Origin of the sequence: Kitasatospora sp. MMS16-BH015, from assembly GCF_002943525.1 — a bacterium.
Lineage (GTDB): Bacteria > Actinomycetota > Actinomycetes > Streptomycetales > Streptomycetaceae > Kitasatospora.
Map to the genome: position 1 here is coordinate 2,776,359 of NZ_CP025394.1, position 16,579 is coordinate 2,792,937.

The 16,579-nt window shown below is 70.7% G+C and carries 13 protein-coding genes and 2 tRNA genes; 6 read left to right on the forward strand and 9 right to left on the reverse strand.

Annotated features, from left to right (window positions below):
- Nucleotides 1-165: 165 nt before the first annotated feature.
- The 3 genes from CFP65_RS12045 to CFP65_RS12055 all read left to right on the forward strand — a co-directional run bounded on the left by CFP65_RS12045 (nucleotide 166) and on the right by CFP65_RS12055 (nucleotide 4,480).
- Nucleotides 166-1,578 carry a glycosyltransferase family 2 protein gene (locus tag CFP65_RS12045; RefSeq protein ID WP_371682406.1) on the forward strand — a complete coding sequence of 471 codons (1,413 nt, stop codon included), beginning with the start codon at nucleotides 166-168 and terminating at the stop codon, nucleotides 1,576-1,578.
- Between the two features lie 28 nt (nucleotides 1,579-1,606).
- Nucleotides 1,607-2,746: a non-hydrolyzing UDP-N-acetylglucosamine 2-epimerase gene (wecB, locus tag CFP65_RS12050; RefSeq protein WP_104816102.1), complete on the forward strand. Its 1,140-nt coding sequence runs from the start codon at nucleotides 1,607-1,609 to the stop codon at nucleotides 2,744-2,746.
- A gap of 219 nt (nucleotides 2,747-2,965) precedes the next feature.
- Nucleotides 2,966-4,480 carry a chitinase gene (locus tag CFP65_RS12055; protein WP_371682407.1) on the forward strand — a complete coding sequence of 505 codons (1,515 nt, stop codon included), beginning with the start codon at nucleotides 2,966-2,968 and terminating at the stop codon, nucleotides 4,478-4,480.
- 4 nt (nucleotides 4,481-4,484) lie between these two features.
- Here CFP65_RS12055 and CFP65_RS12060 read toward each other — a convergent pair whose 3' ends face one another.
- The 3 genes from CFP65_RS12060 to CFP65_RS12070 form a co-directional block, all read right to left on the reverse strand.
- Nucleotides 4,485-5,018, reverse strand: a complete 534-nt coding sequence (locus CFP65_RS12060) for a hypothetical protein (RefSeq protein ID WP_158702144.1) — start codon at nucleotides 5,016-5,018, stop codon at nucleotides 4,485-4,487.
- Nucleotides 5,019-5,195: 177 nt separating this feature from the next.
- Complete coding sequence (locus tag CFP65_RS12065; protein ID WP_104816104.1) at nucleotides 5,196-6,242, reverse strand: rod shape-determining protein; 1,047 nt, start codon at nucleotides 6,240-6,242, stop codon at nucleotides 5,196-5,198.
- Between the two features lie 203 nt (nucleotides 6,243-6,445).
- Nucleotides 6,446-9,055 carry a valine--tRNA ligase gene (locus CFP65_RS12070; RefSeq protein WP_104820814.1) on the reverse strand — a complete coding sequence of 870 codons (2,610 nt, stop codon included), beginning with the start codon at nucleotides 9,053-9,055 and terminating at the stop codon, nucleotides 6,446-6,448.
- A gap of 119 nt (nucleotides 9,056-9,174) precedes the next feature.
- On the opposite strand from CFP65_RS12070, the gene CFP65_RS38870 reads away from it, so the two are divergent.
- On the forward strand, nucleotides 9,175-10,092 hold the full coding sequence (locus tag CFP65_RS38870) for a hypothetical protein (protein ID WP_158702145.1): 918 nt from the start codon (nucleotides 9,175-9,177) through the stop codon (nucleotides 10,090-10,092).
- Nucleotides 10,093-10,146: 54 nt separating this feature from the next.
- Here CFP65_RS38870 and clpX read toward each other — a convergent pair whose 3' ends face one another.
- The 5 genes from clpX to CFP65_RS12100 all read right to left on the reverse strand — a co-directional run bounded on the left by clpX (nucleotide 10,147) and on the right by CFP65_RS12100 (nucleotide 14,995).
- Nucleotides 10,147-11,436, reverse strand: a complete 1,290-nt coding sequence (clpX, locus tag CFP65_RS12080; protein WP_104816105.1) for an ATP-dependent Clp protease ATP-binding subunit ClpX — start codon at nucleotides 11,434-11,436, stop codon at nucleotides 10,147-10,149.
- Nucleotides 11,437-11,723: 287 nt separating this feature from the next.
- On the reverse strand, nucleotides 11,724-12,380 hold the full coding sequence (locus CFP65_RS12085; protein WP_104816106.1) for an ATP-dependent Clp protease proteolytic subunit: 657 nt from the start codon (nucleotides 12,378-12,380) through the stop codon (nucleotides 11,724-11,726).
- 58 nt (nucleotides 12,381-12,438) lie between these two features.
- Complete coding sequence (locus tag CFP65_RS12090; RefSeq protein ID WP_371682527.1) at nucleotides 12,439-13,056, reverse strand: ATP-dependent Clp protease proteolytic subunit; 618 nt, start codon at nucleotides 13,054-13,056, stop codon at nucleotides 12,439-12,441.
- Between the two features lie 226 nt (nucleotides 13,057-13,282).
- Nucleotides 13,283-14,659, reverse strand: a complete 1,377-nt coding sequence (tig, locus tag CFP65_RS12095; RefSeq protein WP_158702146.1) for a trigger factor — start codon at nucleotides 14,657-14,659, stop codon at nucleotides 13,283-13,285.
- A gap of 262 nt (nucleotides 14,660-14,921) precedes the next feature.
- A tRNA-Pro gene (locus tag CFP65_RS12100) sits at nucleotides 14,922-14,995 on the reverse strand.
- A gap of 141 nt (nucleotides 14,996-15,136) precedes the next feature.
- Here CFP65_RS12100 and CFP65_RS12105 point away from each other — a divergent pair.
- Nucleotides 15,137-15,210 (forward strand) — tRNA-Gly (locus CFP65_RS12105).
- Between the two features lie 111 nt (nucleotides 15,211-15,321).
- On the forward strand, nucleotides 15,322-16,098 hold the full coding sequence (locus CFP65_RS12110; RefSeq protein ID WP_104816108.1) for a DUF6348 family protein: 777 nt from the start codon (nucleotides 15,322-15,324) through the stop codon (nucleotides 16,096-16,098).
- Nucleotides 16,099-16,102: 4 nt separating this feature from the next.
- Here the strand turns inward: CFP65_RS12110 and CFP65_RS12115 are convergent, their stop codons facing one another.
- Nucleotides 16,103-16,297, reverse strand: a complete 195-nt coding sequence (locus CFP65_RS12115) for a hypothetical protein (protein WP_104816109.1) — start codon at nucleotides 16,295-16,297, stop codon at nucleotides 16,103-16,105.
- Nucleotides 16,298-16,579 lie beyond the last annotated feature (282 nt).

Genomic DNA, 16,579 nt, shown 5'->3' on the forward strand with positions numbered 1-16,579 from the left:
CACTCACGCCGACAGTCTACGGACGGGGGTCGGCGGGCCCGACGGCGCGGTGACCCCCGCCACTTCGTAAAGACTTCACCAAGTGGATCGTATAGCCTCTGTTTCGCAGGCGAACAGTGACGTTTTGCCTATCTATCGATGGCTTTCTACCCTACGAGGTCACTGTTGCGAGGTTTCTTCCAGGCGCACGAGGCTGTCGTCCTCCTGGTGGCGAGCACCCTCTCGCTCCTGCTGCTGGCCTACATGGTCTTCGTCTTCGGCCGCTTCCTGCTCTACTGGGGCGGCTCCGCGCACGCCTTCCGGCACAACCGCCCGGCCGAGCCCGGCGACCCCGCCTCCTTCCACTGGCACCTGGTGATCCCCTGCCGGGACGAGGAGGCCGTGATCGAGCAGACCCTGGCCCGGCTGCGCGCCGCCTGCCCCGGTGCCCACCTCTGGGTGGTGGACGACGACAGCGAGGACGCCACCCGCGCCCTGGTGCTGGCCGCCGCCGAACGGGACCGGGACGTCCACCTGGTGCAGCGCCGCCGCCCGCAGGCCCGGATCGGCAAGGGCGCCGCGCTGAACGCCGCCTACCGGGAGGTCTCCGCCTGGCTGCCGCCCGGCACCGACCGCGCCCGGGTGGTGATCGGCGTGGTCGACGCCGACGGCCGGCTCGCCCCCGACGCCCTCCCCCAGGTCGCCAACGCGCACGCGATGGGCCGCCCCGACACCGGCGCCGTGCAGATCGGCGTCCGGATGCGCAACGCCGAGGACCCCCGACCGCGCCCCGACCGCGGCCGGCTCGGCAACGCCTTCGCCCGAGCCCTGGTGCGGATGCAGGACATCGAGTTCCAGGCCGGCAACGCCGGGATGCAGCTGCTGCGCCGCCGCACCGGCTCGGTCGGCCTCGGCGGCAACGGCCAGTTCGTCCGGCTCACCGCGCTCGACTCGCTCGCGGGCGAGGCCGGCACCCCCTGGCCCGAGCGCGCCCTGCTGGAAGACTACGAATCCGGCCTGGAGCTGCGGCTGGCCGGCTGGCGCCTCACCCACGTGCACGAGACCAACGTCTCCCAGGAGGGCCTGGTCTCCACCCGCCGCTTCCTCACCCAGCGCACCCGCTGGGCCCAGGGCAACCTCCAGTGCCTGCGGTACACCGGCCGGGTGCTGCGCTCGAAGGAGTACGGCCCGGGCGGCAAGGCCGAGGTGCTCTACACCTTCCTCCAGCCGCTGGCCGCCGTCGCCCTGGTGGTGCTCACTCCGGTCTCGATCGGCATCTCCTTCGCCACCCGGGTCTTCTACCCGGGCGACGCGGCCGGCTTCGAGGAGCGGTTCGGCCCGCTGATGGCCGTCGCCTTCCTGCTCGCCGCGCTGCCGCTGGTGCTCTGGGGCCTGACCTACCGCCGGCTGGTCACCCCCGACCGGTCCTGGCTGACCGGGCTGCTCTGGGGCCTCCTGTTCTGGCTTTTCACCTACCACCTCTTCGTGGTCGGCACCCGGGCCGCCGTCCGGCTGCTGCGCGGCCGCAACGGCTGGGCCAAGACCCGCCGCAACGCCGAGACCATCGCCGCGGGCGCCCCGACCGCCCTCGAAGCCTGACCACTCGAAGCCCGATCGGAGAATTCGGATGTCCGTGCACACCCTCCCCCGCCGTATCGCCTCGCCGCAGATCGCCGTGGTCCTCGGCACCCGGCCCGAGCTGGTCAAGCTCGCCCCGCTGATCCACGAACTCGGGCCCGCCGCCCGCCTGCTGCACACCGGGCAGCACTGGGACGAGGCGATGTCCGGTCGCTTCCTGCGCGAACTCGACCTGCCCGAGCCCGAGTTGCTCACCGGCGTGGGCGGCCGCCCGCGGGCCGGGCAGATCGCCGCCTCGCTCGACCAGCTGGACGCCGCCTTCACCGCGGAGCGCCCCGGCGCGGTGGTCGTCCAGGGCGACACCAACGCCACCCTGGCCGGCGCGCTGGCCGCCAACGCCCGGGGCATCCCGCTGGTGCACGTCGAGGCGGGCCTGCGCAGCCACGACCGGGCGATGCCGGAGGAGCACAACCGGGTCATGGTCGACCACATCGCCGATCTGCTCTGCGCCGCCACCGAGGACAACCTGGCCAACCTGAGCGCGGAGGCCGTCCCGGCCGAGCGGGTGGCGCTCACCGGCAACACCGTGGTCGAGGTGGTCCGGGCCGGCCTGCCGCGGGCGGCCGAGCGGGTGGCCCTGCTCGACCGGTACGGCCTGCGGCCCGACGGCTACGTGCTGGCCACCGTGCACCGCCCGGAGAACACCGACACCGCCGAGGCACTCGGCGCCGTGCTGGCCGGCCTCGGCGGCCTCGGCCACCCGGTGCTCTTCCCGATGCACCCGCGCACCCGGGCCGCCGTCGAGCGCTTCGGCCTGACCCACCTGCTGGCCGGCCTCCAGGTGATCGAGCCGGTCGGGTACGCGGAGTTCCTGGGCCTGGCCCGGCACGCCGCGCTGCTCGTCTCCGACTCGGGTGGCGTGCAGGAGGAGTGCACCGTGCTGGGGCGCCCGCTGCTGGTGGTCCGCCGCTCCACCGAACGCCCCGAGGCCGTGGCCGCCGGCTTCGCCGCCCTGGTCGAGCCCGGCGAACAGCTCGCCACCATGGCCGCCGCCTGGCTCGCCGACACCCGCAGCAGGCTGGCCCGCCTGGCCGCCACCCCCAGCCCGTACGGCGACGGTTCTGCCTCGGCGCGGATCGCCCAGCTGACGGTCGAACTGGCCTCGGCCGAGCTGCACAGAGCCGCGTAGAGCTGTCGCTCCAGGACCTGCGGGGAATCGCTCAGAGCAACCACAACAGGGGCGCGGGGAACTGCGCGCGCAACCGTGCACCGCCGTCGTGCCCTGGTCGCGCAGTTCCCCGCGCCCCGGGGGCAACGCCCCATCGCGGGTGCCCTTGACAGAGGCATTGGTCTACTCCACCTTGTGAGGCGTAGCGCAGCGCACCTCCTCCCCCCACAGGAGTCGGCCATGCACGCACGCCCCAGAAACGCCTTCCTCGCCGCCATGGTGGCCGCCGCCCTCGCGCTGGTCGGTCTGCTGATGGCCAGTCCGGGAGCCCAGGCCGCCGATGTCGAGCTGATCGCCAACGGCGGGTTCGAGAGCGGGAACCACCTCGCGCCCTGGGTCTGCAGCAACAACTCCGGTGCGCCGGAGGGCAGCCAGGTGCACTCCGGCTCGTACGCCCTCCAGGCCACCCCGAGCAGCACCGACACCGCCCAGTGCACCCAGACCGTGACGGTCAAACCGTCCTCGGCCTACACGCTCAGCGCCTGGGTGCTAGGCCCGTACACCTACCTCGGCGTCACCGGCACCGGCGGCACCGACCCCAGCACCTGGACCACCGGCACGAGTTGGAGCAAGCTCTCGACCGGCTTCACCACCGGGGCGAGCACCACCCAGGTCACGGTCTACCTGCACGGCTGGTACGCCCAGGGCGCCTACGAGGCCGACGACGTCTCCCTGCTCGGCCCCGGCACCCCGCAGCCCAGCCCCTCCGGCTCCACCACCGTCCCACCGTCCCCCAGCCCGAGCCCGTCCCCGAGCCCTAGCCCCTCCCCCAGTCAGAGCAGCACCCCGCCCACCGGCGGTCTGCCCAAGCACCTGCTGACCGGCTACTGGCAGGACTTCGACAACGGCGCCACCGTGCAGAAGATCAGTGACGTGCCCGCCGCGTACGACATCATCGCGGTGGCCTTCGCGGATGCGACGGGCACGCCGGGGGCGTTGAGCTTCACGCTGGACAGCACCCTCTCCAGCCGGCTCGGCGGGTACACCACGGCGCAGTTCAAGGCGGACATCGCCGCCAAGCACGCGGCCGGCAAGCGGGTGGTGCTCTCGGTCGGCGGGCAGAACGGGACGGTCTCGGTCAGCGACTCGAGCTCGGCCGCGAACTTCGCGAACTCCGCGTACGCGCTGGTCCAGCAGTACGGGTTCGACGGGGTGGACATCGACCTGGAGAACGGGGTCAACGCCACCTACCTGGGGCAGGCGCTGCACTCGCTGGCGGCCAAGGTCGGCAGCGGGTTCGTGCTGACCATGGCGCCGCAGACCATCGACATGCAGTCCACCGGGATGGAGTACTTCAAGCTGGCGCTGAACGTGAAGGACGTGCTGACCATCGTCAACATGCAGTACTACAACTCGGGGTCGATGAACGGCTGCGACGGCAACGTGTACGCGGAGGGCACCGAGAACTTCCTCACCGCCCTCGCCTGCATCCAGCTCCAGGGCGGGCTCGCCCCGAGCCAGGTCGGCCTCGGTGTGCCCGCCTCGGGCTCGGCGGCGGGCGGCGGGTACGTCAGCCCGAGCGTGGTGAACGCGGCCCTGGACTGCCTGGCGAGCGGCACCAACTGCGGCTCGTACAAGCCGGCCAAGACCTGGCCCGGGATCGGCGGTGCGATGACCTGGTCCACCAACTGGGACGCAAGCGCCGGTGGCGGCATCGCCTCGAGCGTGGGCGGGCACCTGCACGCGATGCCCTGAACCCTCAGGAGTGGCGGGCTTCCGGGATGCGGGAGCAGTGGCGGCGCCGGAGCTCGGCGGTGATCTCCTCGGCCTCCCCCTCCGGGAGGAGGGGGAGCATCATCGCCACCGCCTGGAGCAGCCCGCCGAGCAGGTACGTGGTGTCGGGGGTGGCGGCCACCAGCCCCCGCACCGAGGCCACGTCGCCGTCGCCGACCGCCTCGATCAGCCGGGCCACGTCCGCCGCCTCCTCGTCCACCACCACGGCCGAGGTGTCGGCGGGCGCGCGCTGGGCCATCACCCGCAGCACCCGGTCGCCGACCTCGGGGGCGTAGGCCTTGCGGACGGACTCGGCGGCGATCCAGACCAGCAGCGTGGTCACCTCGCGCTCCACGTGCCGGTCGAAAAGCTCGTCCAACTGCCGGTCGAAGGCGAGTTGGTTGCCGTGCCGGAAGGCGAGCAGCAGCGCGGCCGCCCGCGCCTTCGCCGCCTCGACCTCGGCCACGGGCAGTTCGTCGGCCAACTCCTCGGTCACCACCACGCCGTTCCCTCCCGTCATGAGTCACTCGCTGAGAACTCCTGCTCACCGTACACAGTGGAACTGCAACTTCCGGTGAACTCGCGCGTGCAACACAACTGGCCACGAGAAATGCCGTCCGGCGCAATAACCGGAAAGCGGGCCCGGTTTCACCGTCAATTCCCCTCGGCGGAAAGCGAATCCAAGACCCGCGAGCGGCTAGGCACTCACCGAGAAGACCCGGCGCAGCGCCTCGACCTCCTCGACGCACTGGCCCGAGCCCACGGCCACGCAGTCCAGCGGGTTCTCCGCCACCCGCACCGGCAGGCCGGTCTCCCGGGAGAGCCGGCGGCTCAGGCCGCGCAGCAGGGCGCCGCCGCCGGTCAGGGTGATGCCCTGGCCCATCACGTCGCCGGAGAGCTCGGGCGGCACCTCGTCCAGTGTGAGCTTCACGGCCGCGACGATCTCGTCCACCGGCTCATCCAGGGCGGCGCGGACCTGCTCGGCCGTCACCACGGCGGTGCGGGGCAGGCCCTGGACGGCGTCCCGGCCGCGGACCTCCACCTCGGTGGGCTCCTCCGGCTCGAAGGCGTCGGGGTCGGCGGAGCCGATCACCAGCTTGATCTCCTCGGCGGTGCGCTCGCCGATCAGCAGGCCGTGGTCCTTCTTGACCTGCCGGATGATCGCGGCGTCCAACCGGTCGCCCGCGCAGCGCAGCGACTGGGCCGCGACGATCCCGCCCATCGAGAGCACGGCCACCTCGGTGGTGCCGCCGCCGATGTCCACCACCATCGAACCGGTGGGCTCCTGCACCGGCAGCCCGGCCCCGATCGCCGCCGCCATCGGCTCCTCGATCAGATGCACCGAGCGCGCTCCGGCGCTGCTCACCGCCTCGATGACGGCCCGTCGCTCCACGCCGGTGATGCCGCTGGGCACGCAGACCACGACCCGGGGCTTGGGGCCGAAGAACCGGCCCGGCTTGCCGGTGACCTTGGCCAGCAGGTGGCGCAGCAGGTGCCGGGTGCCCTCGAAGTCGGCGATCACGCCGTCCTGCAGGGGCCGGCCGGCCACGATGTCCCCGGGGGTGCGGCCGAGGGTGCGCTTGGCCTCGGCGCCGACGCTCAGCACCTCGCCGGTGCGCTTGTCCATCGCGACCACCGAGGGCTCGTTGAGCACGATGCCCTTGCCGCGGAGGTAGACCAGGGTGTTGGCGGTGCCGAGATCGATGCCAATGTCCTGACCGCGCCTTGCTTGCGTACTCGCCATTGGCCCGCCCTTTTCTCTTCGTGCACGTTCGCAGAGGGCCAAGGGTACGTGAGGAATTCGGCCGAACGGCCTATCAGGATCCGGGGATTACCTGCCGAATAGCGGTTGGGCCGTTCGGCCCTGACGGCACGGGACTTTGGTCCTGCCGAAAACGCCGCAGGGGCACCCGGACGGAGTCCGGGTGCCCCTGCGGGCGATTGCCGTCAGCTCGCGGGCAGCGCCGCCAACTGAGCGGTGATCCGGGCGATGTCGGCCTCGGCGGCCTCCTGCCGGGCCTTGATCTTGGCGACCACCTCGTCGGGGGCCTTGGCCAGGAAGCCCTCGTTGCCGAGCTTGCCGGCGCACTGCGCCTTCTCCTTCTCGGCGGCCGCGAGGTCCTTCGCCAGGCGCTTGCGCTCGGCGGCGACGTCGATGGTGCCGGAGAGGTCCAGCGCCACGGTGGCCCCGGCCACCGGCAGCGAGGCGGTGGCGGAGAAGCCCTCCTCGGGAGCGGTCAGCCGCAGCAGCGAGCGGATGGCGTCCTCGTGGGCGACCAGCGCGGTGCCGTCCAGGGCGAGCGTGGCGGGCACCTTCTGGCCGGGCTTGAGGCCCTGGTCGGCGCGGAACCGGCGCACCTCGGTGACCACCTGCTGGAGGGTGGCGACCTCGGCCTCGGCGGCCTCGTCCCGGCGGGAGGGGTCGGCCTTGGGCCACTCGGCGATCACCAGCGACTCGGCGCCGGTCAGCGTCGTCCAGAGCGTGTCGGTGACGAACGGGACGATCGGGTGCAGCAGGCGCAGCGTCACGTCGAGCACCTCGCCGAGCACCCGGCGCGCGGCGTCGGCCTGCGGGCCGCCCTTGGCCAGGGTGGTCTTGGAGAGCTCGACGTACCAGTCGAAGACCTCGTCCCAGGCGAAGTGGAACAGCGCGTCCGAGAGCTTGGCGAACTGGTAGTCCTCGTACAGCGCGTCCACCTCGGCCGTGACGGCCTGCAGGCGGGAGAGGATCCAGCGGTCGACCGCCGTCATCTCCTCCGGCGCGGGCAGCGGGCCCTCGACGGTGGCGCCGTTCATCAGCGCGAAGCGGGTCGCGTTCCAGATCTTGTTGCAGAAGTTGCGCGAGCCCTTGACCCAGTCCTCGCCGATCGGCACGTCGGCACCGGGGTTGGCACCGCCGGCCAGGGTGAAGCGGACGGCGTCGGCGCCGTAGGCGTCCATCCAGTCCAGCGGGTCGACGGCGTTCGGGTTCGACTTGGACATCTTCTTGCCGAACTCGTCGCGGACGAGGCCGGTGAGCGCGATGGTGTGGAACGGCGCCTGACCGTCCATCGCGTACAAGCCGAACATCATCATCCGGGCGACCCAGAAGAAGATGATGTCGTGGCCGGTGAGCAGCACGTCGGTGGCGTAGAACTTCTCCAGGTCCGGGGTCTGCTCCGGCCAGCCGAGGGTGGAGAAGGGCCAGAGGCCGGAGGAGAACCAGGTGTCCAGGACGTCCGGGTCCTGGTGCCAGCCCTCGCCGGTGGGCGGCTGCTCGTCGGGGCCGACGCAGACGACCTCGCCGTCCGGGCCGTACCAGACCGGGATGCGGTGACCCCACCAGAGCTGGCGCGAGATGCACCAGTCGTACATGTTGTCGACCCAGTCGAAGTAGCGGCGCTCCATCTCCTTGGGGTGGATCTGCACCCGGCCGTCGCGGACGGCGTCGCCGGCCTGCTTGGCCAGCGGCTCGACCTTGACCCACCACTGCAGGGAGAGGCGCGGCTCGACGATGGTGTGGCAGCGCGAGCAGTGGCCCACGGCGTGCATGTACGGGCGCTTCTCGGCGACGATGCGGCCCTGCTCGCGCAGGGTGCCGACCACAGCGGCGCGGGCCTCCAGGCGGTCCAGGCCGAGGAAGGGGCCGTGCGCGGTGATCACGCCGTGCTCGTCCATCACGCTGAGGTTCGGCAGGCCGTGGCGCTGGCCGATGGCGAAGTCGTTCGGGTCGTGCGCCGGGGTCACCTTGACGGCGCCGGTGCCGAACTCCGGGTCGACGTGCGCGTCGGCCACGACCGGGATGCGACGGTCCGTCAGCGGCAGCGCGATGGTCTTGCCGACCAGGTGCGCGTAGCGCTCGTCCTCCGGGTGGACGGCGATCGCGGTGTCGCCGAGCAGCGTCTCGGCGCGCGTGGTCGCCACGACGATCGACTCGTCGCCGTCGCCGTAGCGGATCGAGACCAGCTCGCCGGGGCTCTCCTCGTGCTCGACCTCGATGTCCGAGAGCGCGGTGAGGCAGCGCGGGCACCAGTTGATGATGCGCTCGGCGCGGTAGATCAGGCCGTCGTCGAAGAGCTTCTTGAAGATGGTCTGGACGGCCTTGGACAGGCCCTCGTCCATGGTGAACCGCTCGCGCGACCAGTCCACGCCGTCGCCCAGGCGCTTCATCTGGCCCAGGATCTTGCCGCCGTAGTTCTCCTTCCACTCCCAGACCTTCTCGACGAAGGCCTCGCGGCCGATGTCGTGGCGGGAGAGGCCGGACTCGGCGAGCTGCTGCTCCACCTTGTTCTGGGTGGCGATGCCGGCGTGGTCCATGCCGGGCAGCCAGAGCGTCTCGTAGCCCTGCATCCGCTTGCGGCGCGTCAGGGCGTCCATCAGCGTGTGCTGGAAGGCGTGGCCCAGGTGCAGGGCACCGGTGACGTTCGGCGGCGGGATGACGATGGTGTACGGCGGCTTCTCGCTCTTCGCATCGGCCGTGAAGTAACCGCGGTCTACCCAGCGCTCGTACAGCTCGCCCTCTACGTCAGCGGGAGCGTAGGTCGTCGGGAGCGTGGCGGCTTCGTCCCCGGGGAGCACGGGCTGCTCGGGGCGCTGGTTCGTGGTGTCGGTCACGACGCACAGTTTACGGTAGCGTGCCCCGACGCCCGGACGATCTTGTTCGAGCACGGACAGTGACGAGCCGGGGGAGAACGCCGATGTACGGCCACGAGCAGCAGCCACCGCAACCCTACGGACAGCCCCCGCAGTACGGCGCCCCGCCGCCGCAGGGGTACGGCCAGCCCCAGCCGCCGTACGGCCGGCCGCCGCAGCCGCAGCCGTACGGGCAGCCGCAGCAGGGGTACGGCCAGCAGCAGCCCCCGCCCTACGGCCAGCCCGGGTACGGCTACCCGCAGCAGGCCCAGCCCCAGCCCCAGCCGGGGTACGGCTACCCCCAGCAGCCCGGCTTCGGCTACCCGTCGCCCCCGCCGCCGCAGAAGAACCGGGCCGGTCTGGTGATCGGGCTGGTGCTCGCGTCCGTGGTGCTGATCGGCGGCGGGCTCGGGGTGTACGTGCTGACCGGCGGCAGCGGGACCACCACGGTGGCCGGCTCCTCGGTGCACCTGGCCAAGGTCACCGGGCACTACAAGCTGAACGCCCCGGTCACCCTGCTCGGCGGCTACACCCGCAAGTCCTACCGCGAGATACCGGGCGACCCTTCCGAGAAGGGCAACGGGTACACCGCCTACGACGGCGGGCTGCTGACCACGTACTCCAAGACCAGCCCGGCGCTGGACTCGCTCACCGTCGGCGGCTCCTACGGCACCATCACCGACCCGGGCGCGGTGATCGACCAGGCCTCCAAGCAGATCACCGCCTCCGGCAAGATGACCTGGCAGACCCCGCTCAGCCCGGTGGACCCGATGGAGGACGCCGACCCGGACGGCAAGCTCTCCTGCGGGGTGGCGAGCCTGAGTGGGCTCTCGGTGCCGATCTGCGTCTGGGCCGACCACTCGACCAGCGCCTCGGTGACCATCAGCCACCTGGCGCTGGGCGGCGAGGTGCTCAACCTCACCCAGGACCAGGCCGCCCAGGAGACCCGCGCGGTGCGCGACCAGCTGCTGGCCAAGAAGTAGTCCGGACGCGCGAGAGGGGCGCGAGGCTCAGCCTCGCGCCCCTCTCGCCCTGCCTCACGCGCTCTTGTCGCGGCGCTCGCGCTTGATCATGTCCCGCGGGACCAGGGTCGGGATCGCGTGCTTGGAGACCACGTCGCCGGTGACGACCACGCGGGCGACGTCCTGGCGCGAGGGCACCTCGTACATCACGGACATCAGCACCTCCTCCATGATCGCCCGAAGGCCACGGGCACCGGTGCCGCGCAGGATCGCCTGGTCGGCGATGGCCTCCAGCGCGTCCCGGGTGAACTCCAGCTCCACGCCGTCGAGTTCGAAGAGCTTGCGGTACTGCTTGACCAGCGCGTTCTTCGGCTCGGTGAGGATCTGCAGCAGCGCCTCGCGGTCGAGGTTGTGCACGCTGGTGATCACCGGCAGCCGGCCGATGAACTCGGGGATCATGCCGAACTTGACCAGGTCCTCCGGCATGACCTGGCGGAAGTGGTCGCTGGAGTCGATCTCGCGCTTCGAGCGGATGTTGGCGCCGAAGCCGATGCCCTTGGCACCCGCGCGGCCCTCGATGATCCGCTCCAGGCCGGCGAAGGCACCGCCGACGATGAAGAGCACGTTGGTGGTGTCGATCTGGATGAACTCCTGGTGCGGGTGCTTGCGGCCCCCCTGCGGCGGCACCGAGGCGGTGGTGCCCTCCAGGATCTTCAGCAGCGCCTGCTGCACGCCCTCGCCGGAGACGTCGCGCGTGATCGACGGGTTCTCGCTCTTGCGGGCCACCTTGTCGATCTCGTCGATGTAGATGATCCCGGTCTCGGCCTTCTTGACGTCGTAGTCGGCCGCCTGGATGAGCTTGAGCAGGATGTTCTCGACGTCCTCGCCCACGTAGCCCGCCTCGGTGAGGGCGGTGGCGTCGGCGATGGCGAACGGCACGTTCAGCATCCGGGCCAGGGTCTGCGCGAGCAGCGTCTTGCCGGAGCCGGTCGGGCCGAGCAGCAGGATGTTGGACTTCGCCAACTCGATGGCGTCCTCGCGGCCGTTGCCGCCGCTGCGGCCGGCCTCGCCCGCCTGGACCCGCTTGTAGTGGTTGTACACCGCGACCGAGAGCGACTTCTTCGCCAAGTCCTGCCCGACCACGTACTGGTCGAGGAACTCGTAGATCTCGCGGGGCTTCGGAAGCTCCTCGAACCGGACCTCGGAGGTCTCGGCGAGCTCCTCCTCGATGATCTCGTTGCAGAGATCGATGCACTCGTCACAGATGTACACGCCAGGCCCGGCGATCAGCTTCTTCACCTGCTTCTGCGACTTGCCGCAGAACGAGCACTTGAGCAGGTCGCCACCGTCTCCGATGCGTGCCACGAGGTGCTTCCCCTTCGCCAGGGGCCCCGCGGGGGTCCGGGGCCTGGTGCTGTGAGCCGGGCCGCAGCCAGGCGGTCGGTCTCGCTATTCGACGGTACTCTGCCTAGCCGGTGAATCCGCCGTCTTCGGCAGGTCTGCCGTACGCCCTGGGCGAATTGATACCGAACAGATGCCGTCGCGCGGGGTTCGGCGCCGCCTGCGCGGCACCGGCCCTCCACTGAATTGTGCCGGTCCGAACGCCCGACCGGAACGGGGCGGGGAGTGACGTACGCCCCGCCCCACCCGGCTCAGTCCGTGAGCGAGGTCTTGCGGGTCGAGATGATCTGGTCGATCAGCCCGTACTCCAGCGCCTCCTCGGCGGTGAGGATCTTGTCGCGCTCGATGTCGTCACGCACGGTGGCGACGTCCTTGTTGGAGTGCTTGGAGAGCATCTCCTCCAGCTGCTCGCGCATCCGGAAGATCTCCTTGGCCTGGATCTCCAGGTCGGAGACCTGGCCGCGGCCGGTCTCGGTGTACGGCTGGTGGATCAGCACCCGCGCGTTCGGCAGCGCCATCCGCTTGCCGGGGGTGCCGGCGGCGAGCAGCACGGCGGCGGCGGAGGCCGCCTGGCCCATGCAGACCGTCTGGATGTCGGGCTTCACGAACTGCATGGTGTCGTAGATCGCCGTCAGCGCGGTGAAGGAACCGCCCGGGGAGTTGATGTAGAGCGAGATGTCCCGGTCCGGGTCCATCGACTCGAGGCACATCAGCTGGGCCATGATGTCGTTCGCCGAGACGTCGTCGACCTGCGAGCCGAGGAAGATGATGCGCTCCTCGAACAGCTTGGCGTACGGGTCGTACTCACGGACGCCCTGCGAGGTGCGCTCGACGAAGCGCGGGACGATGTACCGGCCCTCGGCGCGGGCGCCGTAGAACTCGCCGCGGGGCGACTGGGGGGTGATCATGAGGTGTTCTGTCCTCCGAAGCGTACGGTCAGGTCAAGTCTTCGCTGCTCGGCTGCCGTCAGGCGCCGGTGCCGCCGCCACCGGGGACGTCCGCGGCGCTGTGCATGATCGAGTCGATGAGGCCGTACTCCTTGGCCTCCTCGGGCGTGAACCAGCGGTCGCGGTCGGAGTCCGCGGTGACCCGCTCGAAGGACTGGCCGCTGTGCTGGGCGATCAGCTCGGACATCCGCTTCTTGGTGCGGAGCAGCTGCTCGGCCTGGATCCGGATGTCGGTGGCCGAGCCACCGAGACCGGCGGAGGGCTGGTGCATCAGGATGTTGGCGTTCGGCAGCGAGAAGCGCTTGCCCTTGGCGCCGGCGGTGAGCAGGAACTGGCCCATCGAGGCCGCCATGCCCATCGCGATCGTCACCACGTCGTTCTTGATGTACTGCATGGTGTCGTAGATCGCCATGCCCGCGGTGATCGAGCCACCGGGGGAGTTGATGTAGAGGTAGATGTCCTTCTCGGGGTCGGCCGCGAGGAGGAGCAGCTGAGCGGTGATCTTGTTGGCGATGTCGTCGTCGACCTGCTGGCCGAGGAAGATGATCCGCTCGTTGAGCAGCCGGTTGTACACCTGGTCGCCCAGGCCGCCGAGCACGTCACCAGCGGCGGCGTGCGGCGCCATCAGGCCAGGCATCTGCATCTGCGGGAACGTCACTTAGGCACCTGCTCAATCGAAATTCGCGTAGGAGGGCGCAGCATCGCTGTCTATGGACCCTAACGCGCAGGCCGGGCCGCTGAATCCCCCACGCAGAACTGTTCGCTGTGAGCGCAGGTCCACCCGGGGGAACACCGGGCGAACGGCAGCGGGCCCGGCACCCCCGCGAAGGGGTGCCGGGCCCGCTGACCGAGCGTTACCGGGATCAGGCCTCGGTGGTCTCGGCGGCAGCCTCGACCTCGGTGCCCTCGACCTCGTCCTCGTCGTCCTCGAAGGAGACCGGCTCGCCGTTGGTGTCGGTCACCTTGGCGGACTCGACCACGGTGGCCAGCGCCTTGCCGCGGGCGACCTCGCCGACCAGCAGCGGCACCTGGCCACCCTGGACGACCTGCTGGGCGAACTGGTCCGGGGTCATGCCGGAGCCGGCGGCGCGACGGATCAGGTGCTCGGTCAGCTCCTGCTGGTCGACACCGATCTCCTCCTTCGCCACGATCTCGTCCAGGACGAACTGGGTCTTGATGCCCTTCTTGGCCTGCTCCTCGGTCTCCGCCTGGAAGTCCTCGACGGACTTGTCCTGGGAGGCGAGGTAGGCCTCGAGGGTGAGGCCCATCGGCTCGAGCTGGTGGTGCTCGAGGTTGTGGCGGCGGGTCTCGACCTCGTCCTTGAGGAGCTTCTCCGGGTACTCCATCTCGATGAGCTTCAGCAGCTCGTCGAGCACCCGCTCCTGGGCCTGGGTGGCCTGGTCGAACTCACGCATGCGCTCCAGGCGCTTGCGGGAGTCCTCCTTCAGCTCGTCCAGGGTGTCGAACTCGCTGGCCAGCTGGGCGAACTCGTCGTCCAGGGCCGGGAGCTCCTTCTCCTGCACCGCGGTCACAGTGACGGTGACCTCGGAGCTCTTGCCGGCCTGCGAGCCGCCCTTGAGCTCGGTGGTGAAGGTCTTGGACTCGCCGGCGGAGAGGCCGAGGATGGCCTCGTCGATGCCGTCCAGCAGGCGGCCGGAGCCGATCTCGTAGCTCACGCCGGTGGCGGTGCCGTCCTCGGGGGTCTCCCCGTCGACCTTGGCCTCCAGGTCGACGACGACGACGTCACCCTCGGCGGCGGCGCGCTCGACGTCCTTGACCGAGGAGAAGCGCTCGCGCAGCTGCTCCAGGGACTTCTCGACGTCGGCCTCCTCGACCACGATCGGGTCGACGACGACCTCGATGGTGGAGAAGTCCGGCAGGGTGATCTCGGGGCGGACGTCCACCTCGGCCACGAAGGTGAGGCCGTTGGCGTCCAGGTCCTCGACGCCCTTGATGTCGGTGATGTCCGGCTGTCCGAGGACCTCGATCTTGCCCTCGTCGACGGCCTGCGTGTAGAAGCGCGGAAGAGCGTCGTTGACGGTCTCCTCCAGCACTGCGGCACGGCCGAAGCGCTGGTCGATCACCTTGGCGGGAATCTTCCCCTTGCGGAAGCCGGGGATGGAAACCTGCTGGTTGATCTTCTTGTACGCCGCGTCGAGGCTGGGCTTGAGCTCCTCGAAGGGCACCTCGACGGTGAGTCGAACCCGAGTGGGGTTCAGAGTCTCGACGGCGCTCTTCACGGTTGGGTCTCCTAGGGGCTTGCGGTCTGGTTGTCTCCGCCCTGACCGGGCCGGCCGGGTGGCCGGAACGGGGCGGGCGAGACGGGCGATGGGCAGAAAGGAGCTGCATCTCCCGTATGGGGTGGACGGTGAGCTTGACTCCTCGCCCTCGGGCGGCTGACCTGCGCGCATGCCGCAGGCACCACCGCCAGCGGCCCATCCTACCGGTACCACGAGATGAACAGGCAGGGCCCCGTCCGCCGGACGGGGCCCTGTCGCACTGTCGGGGTGACCGGATTCGAACCGACGGCCTTCCGCTCCCAAAGCGGACGCGCTACCAAACTGCGCCACACCCCGTGGTGCCGAGCAGAAGCGTACACGTAGCCTCCCCCTCACCCGGCGTCATTATCGGGGGCCTCCGCCGCTTACCGGTGTGCGCTCGAGGGGCCCGACCAGGTAGGCTGTCCCCGTCCTCGCGGCAGCTGCCGTGCGGTCGTTGCGGGTGTAGCTCAATGGTAGAGCCCCAGTCTTCCAAACTGGTCACGCGAGTTCGATTCTCGTCACCCGCTCCACAGCCTCCGGCCCCAGGTCAACGACCTGGGGCCGGAGTCGTTCTGAGCACCGGTCAGCATTGGCTACGCTCGGCCCGTTCGAATCCGGCACGAGTGTTCTAGGGGTGGACTGTGCGTCCGCAGCAGCGGCTGGCCGTGATCCAGCGCAGCGTGGTCCGCGAGATGGCGCGCTACGGGCAGGAGTTCCACGTCGAGGGCGAGCTGGTCCGCGGGCCCGGCAGCACCGCGGTGGCCGTCCGAGAGCACCCCGGCGACGGCGGGCACGTGGACCTCGGGTACGTGCTGGAGCTCGGCCGGGCCGACGGGCCGGTGGTCTGGGACTGCGCGGCGGGCCTCGGCAAGACCGAGGAGGAGAAGCTCGACAGCGCGGTGCGGATGTGGGCCACCACCACCGCGCCGGCCCTGGTGGAGCTGGCCGAGCGGCGCGGCGAGCACGGCGACCACTACCGGCCCGGCGAGCTGCCGGGGTGGCACGCGGTGCAGGGCCCGGCGGCGGTCTTCGGCTTCGGCAGCGAGGAGCTGGCCGGCTGGCTGGCCGACCACCAGGTGCTGCCCGCGCTCGCCCCGGCGCTGCGCCCCGAGCTGACCGGCGCCCCGATGCACGGTGTGAAGCTCTTCCTGGGCGGCCGGGCGGGCGAGGACGTGGCCGAGGTCCGGGTGGACGGCGAGGTAAGCGAGGCCGCCTCGGCGGCCCTGCGCACCCTCCCCTGGCCGCGCGGCGAGCGGCTCTGCTGGGCCAGGCTCTTCGTGCTGCTGGCCCGCGACCAGGACGGCGAGCCGGCCGCACCGCCTCGGCCGACCGAGCCGGAGCCCGGCCGGGCGGTGCCCCGGGCACGCCGACGGGACGCCCTGGGGCGCTGGTGGCAGGCGCGCCGGGCGGGCCGCTGACCGGTCAGCTGACGACGGAGGAGATGGTCTTCGCGAGTTGGCTGAGGAAGTCCTGGATCGGCTTGGCCGCCGTGGACTGGCTGACCATGAAGCCGAACAGCGCGGCCAGGATCGCATGGCTCAGCTTCATCTGCTTGTTGCGGATGAAGATGATGACGATGACACCGAACAGGAACAGCGCGGAGACGGAGAAGGCCACCCGAGTTCACTTCCCTCTTTCTTCGTAGCGAGGCTGGCTCGGGCGGAAAGTCGACTCGGTGCCCCCATACCCCCCGAAGTACCGTCCAGCCCCGCCCGGACTCAGTGTGGTCGTTCGTGCGGACTGCGTAAAGCACTTGCCGGAACCCCGGCTTGAAGATCCTGCGATGTGAGACGAATTTCCGCCGGTCGAGACGATAGCCCAGCGGTCCTGACGGACCGTCGGCGGGGGCCGTCCGACCAGCTCAGGGCAGTCGTGGCGGGCCCGCTCCGTGTGCGTAGA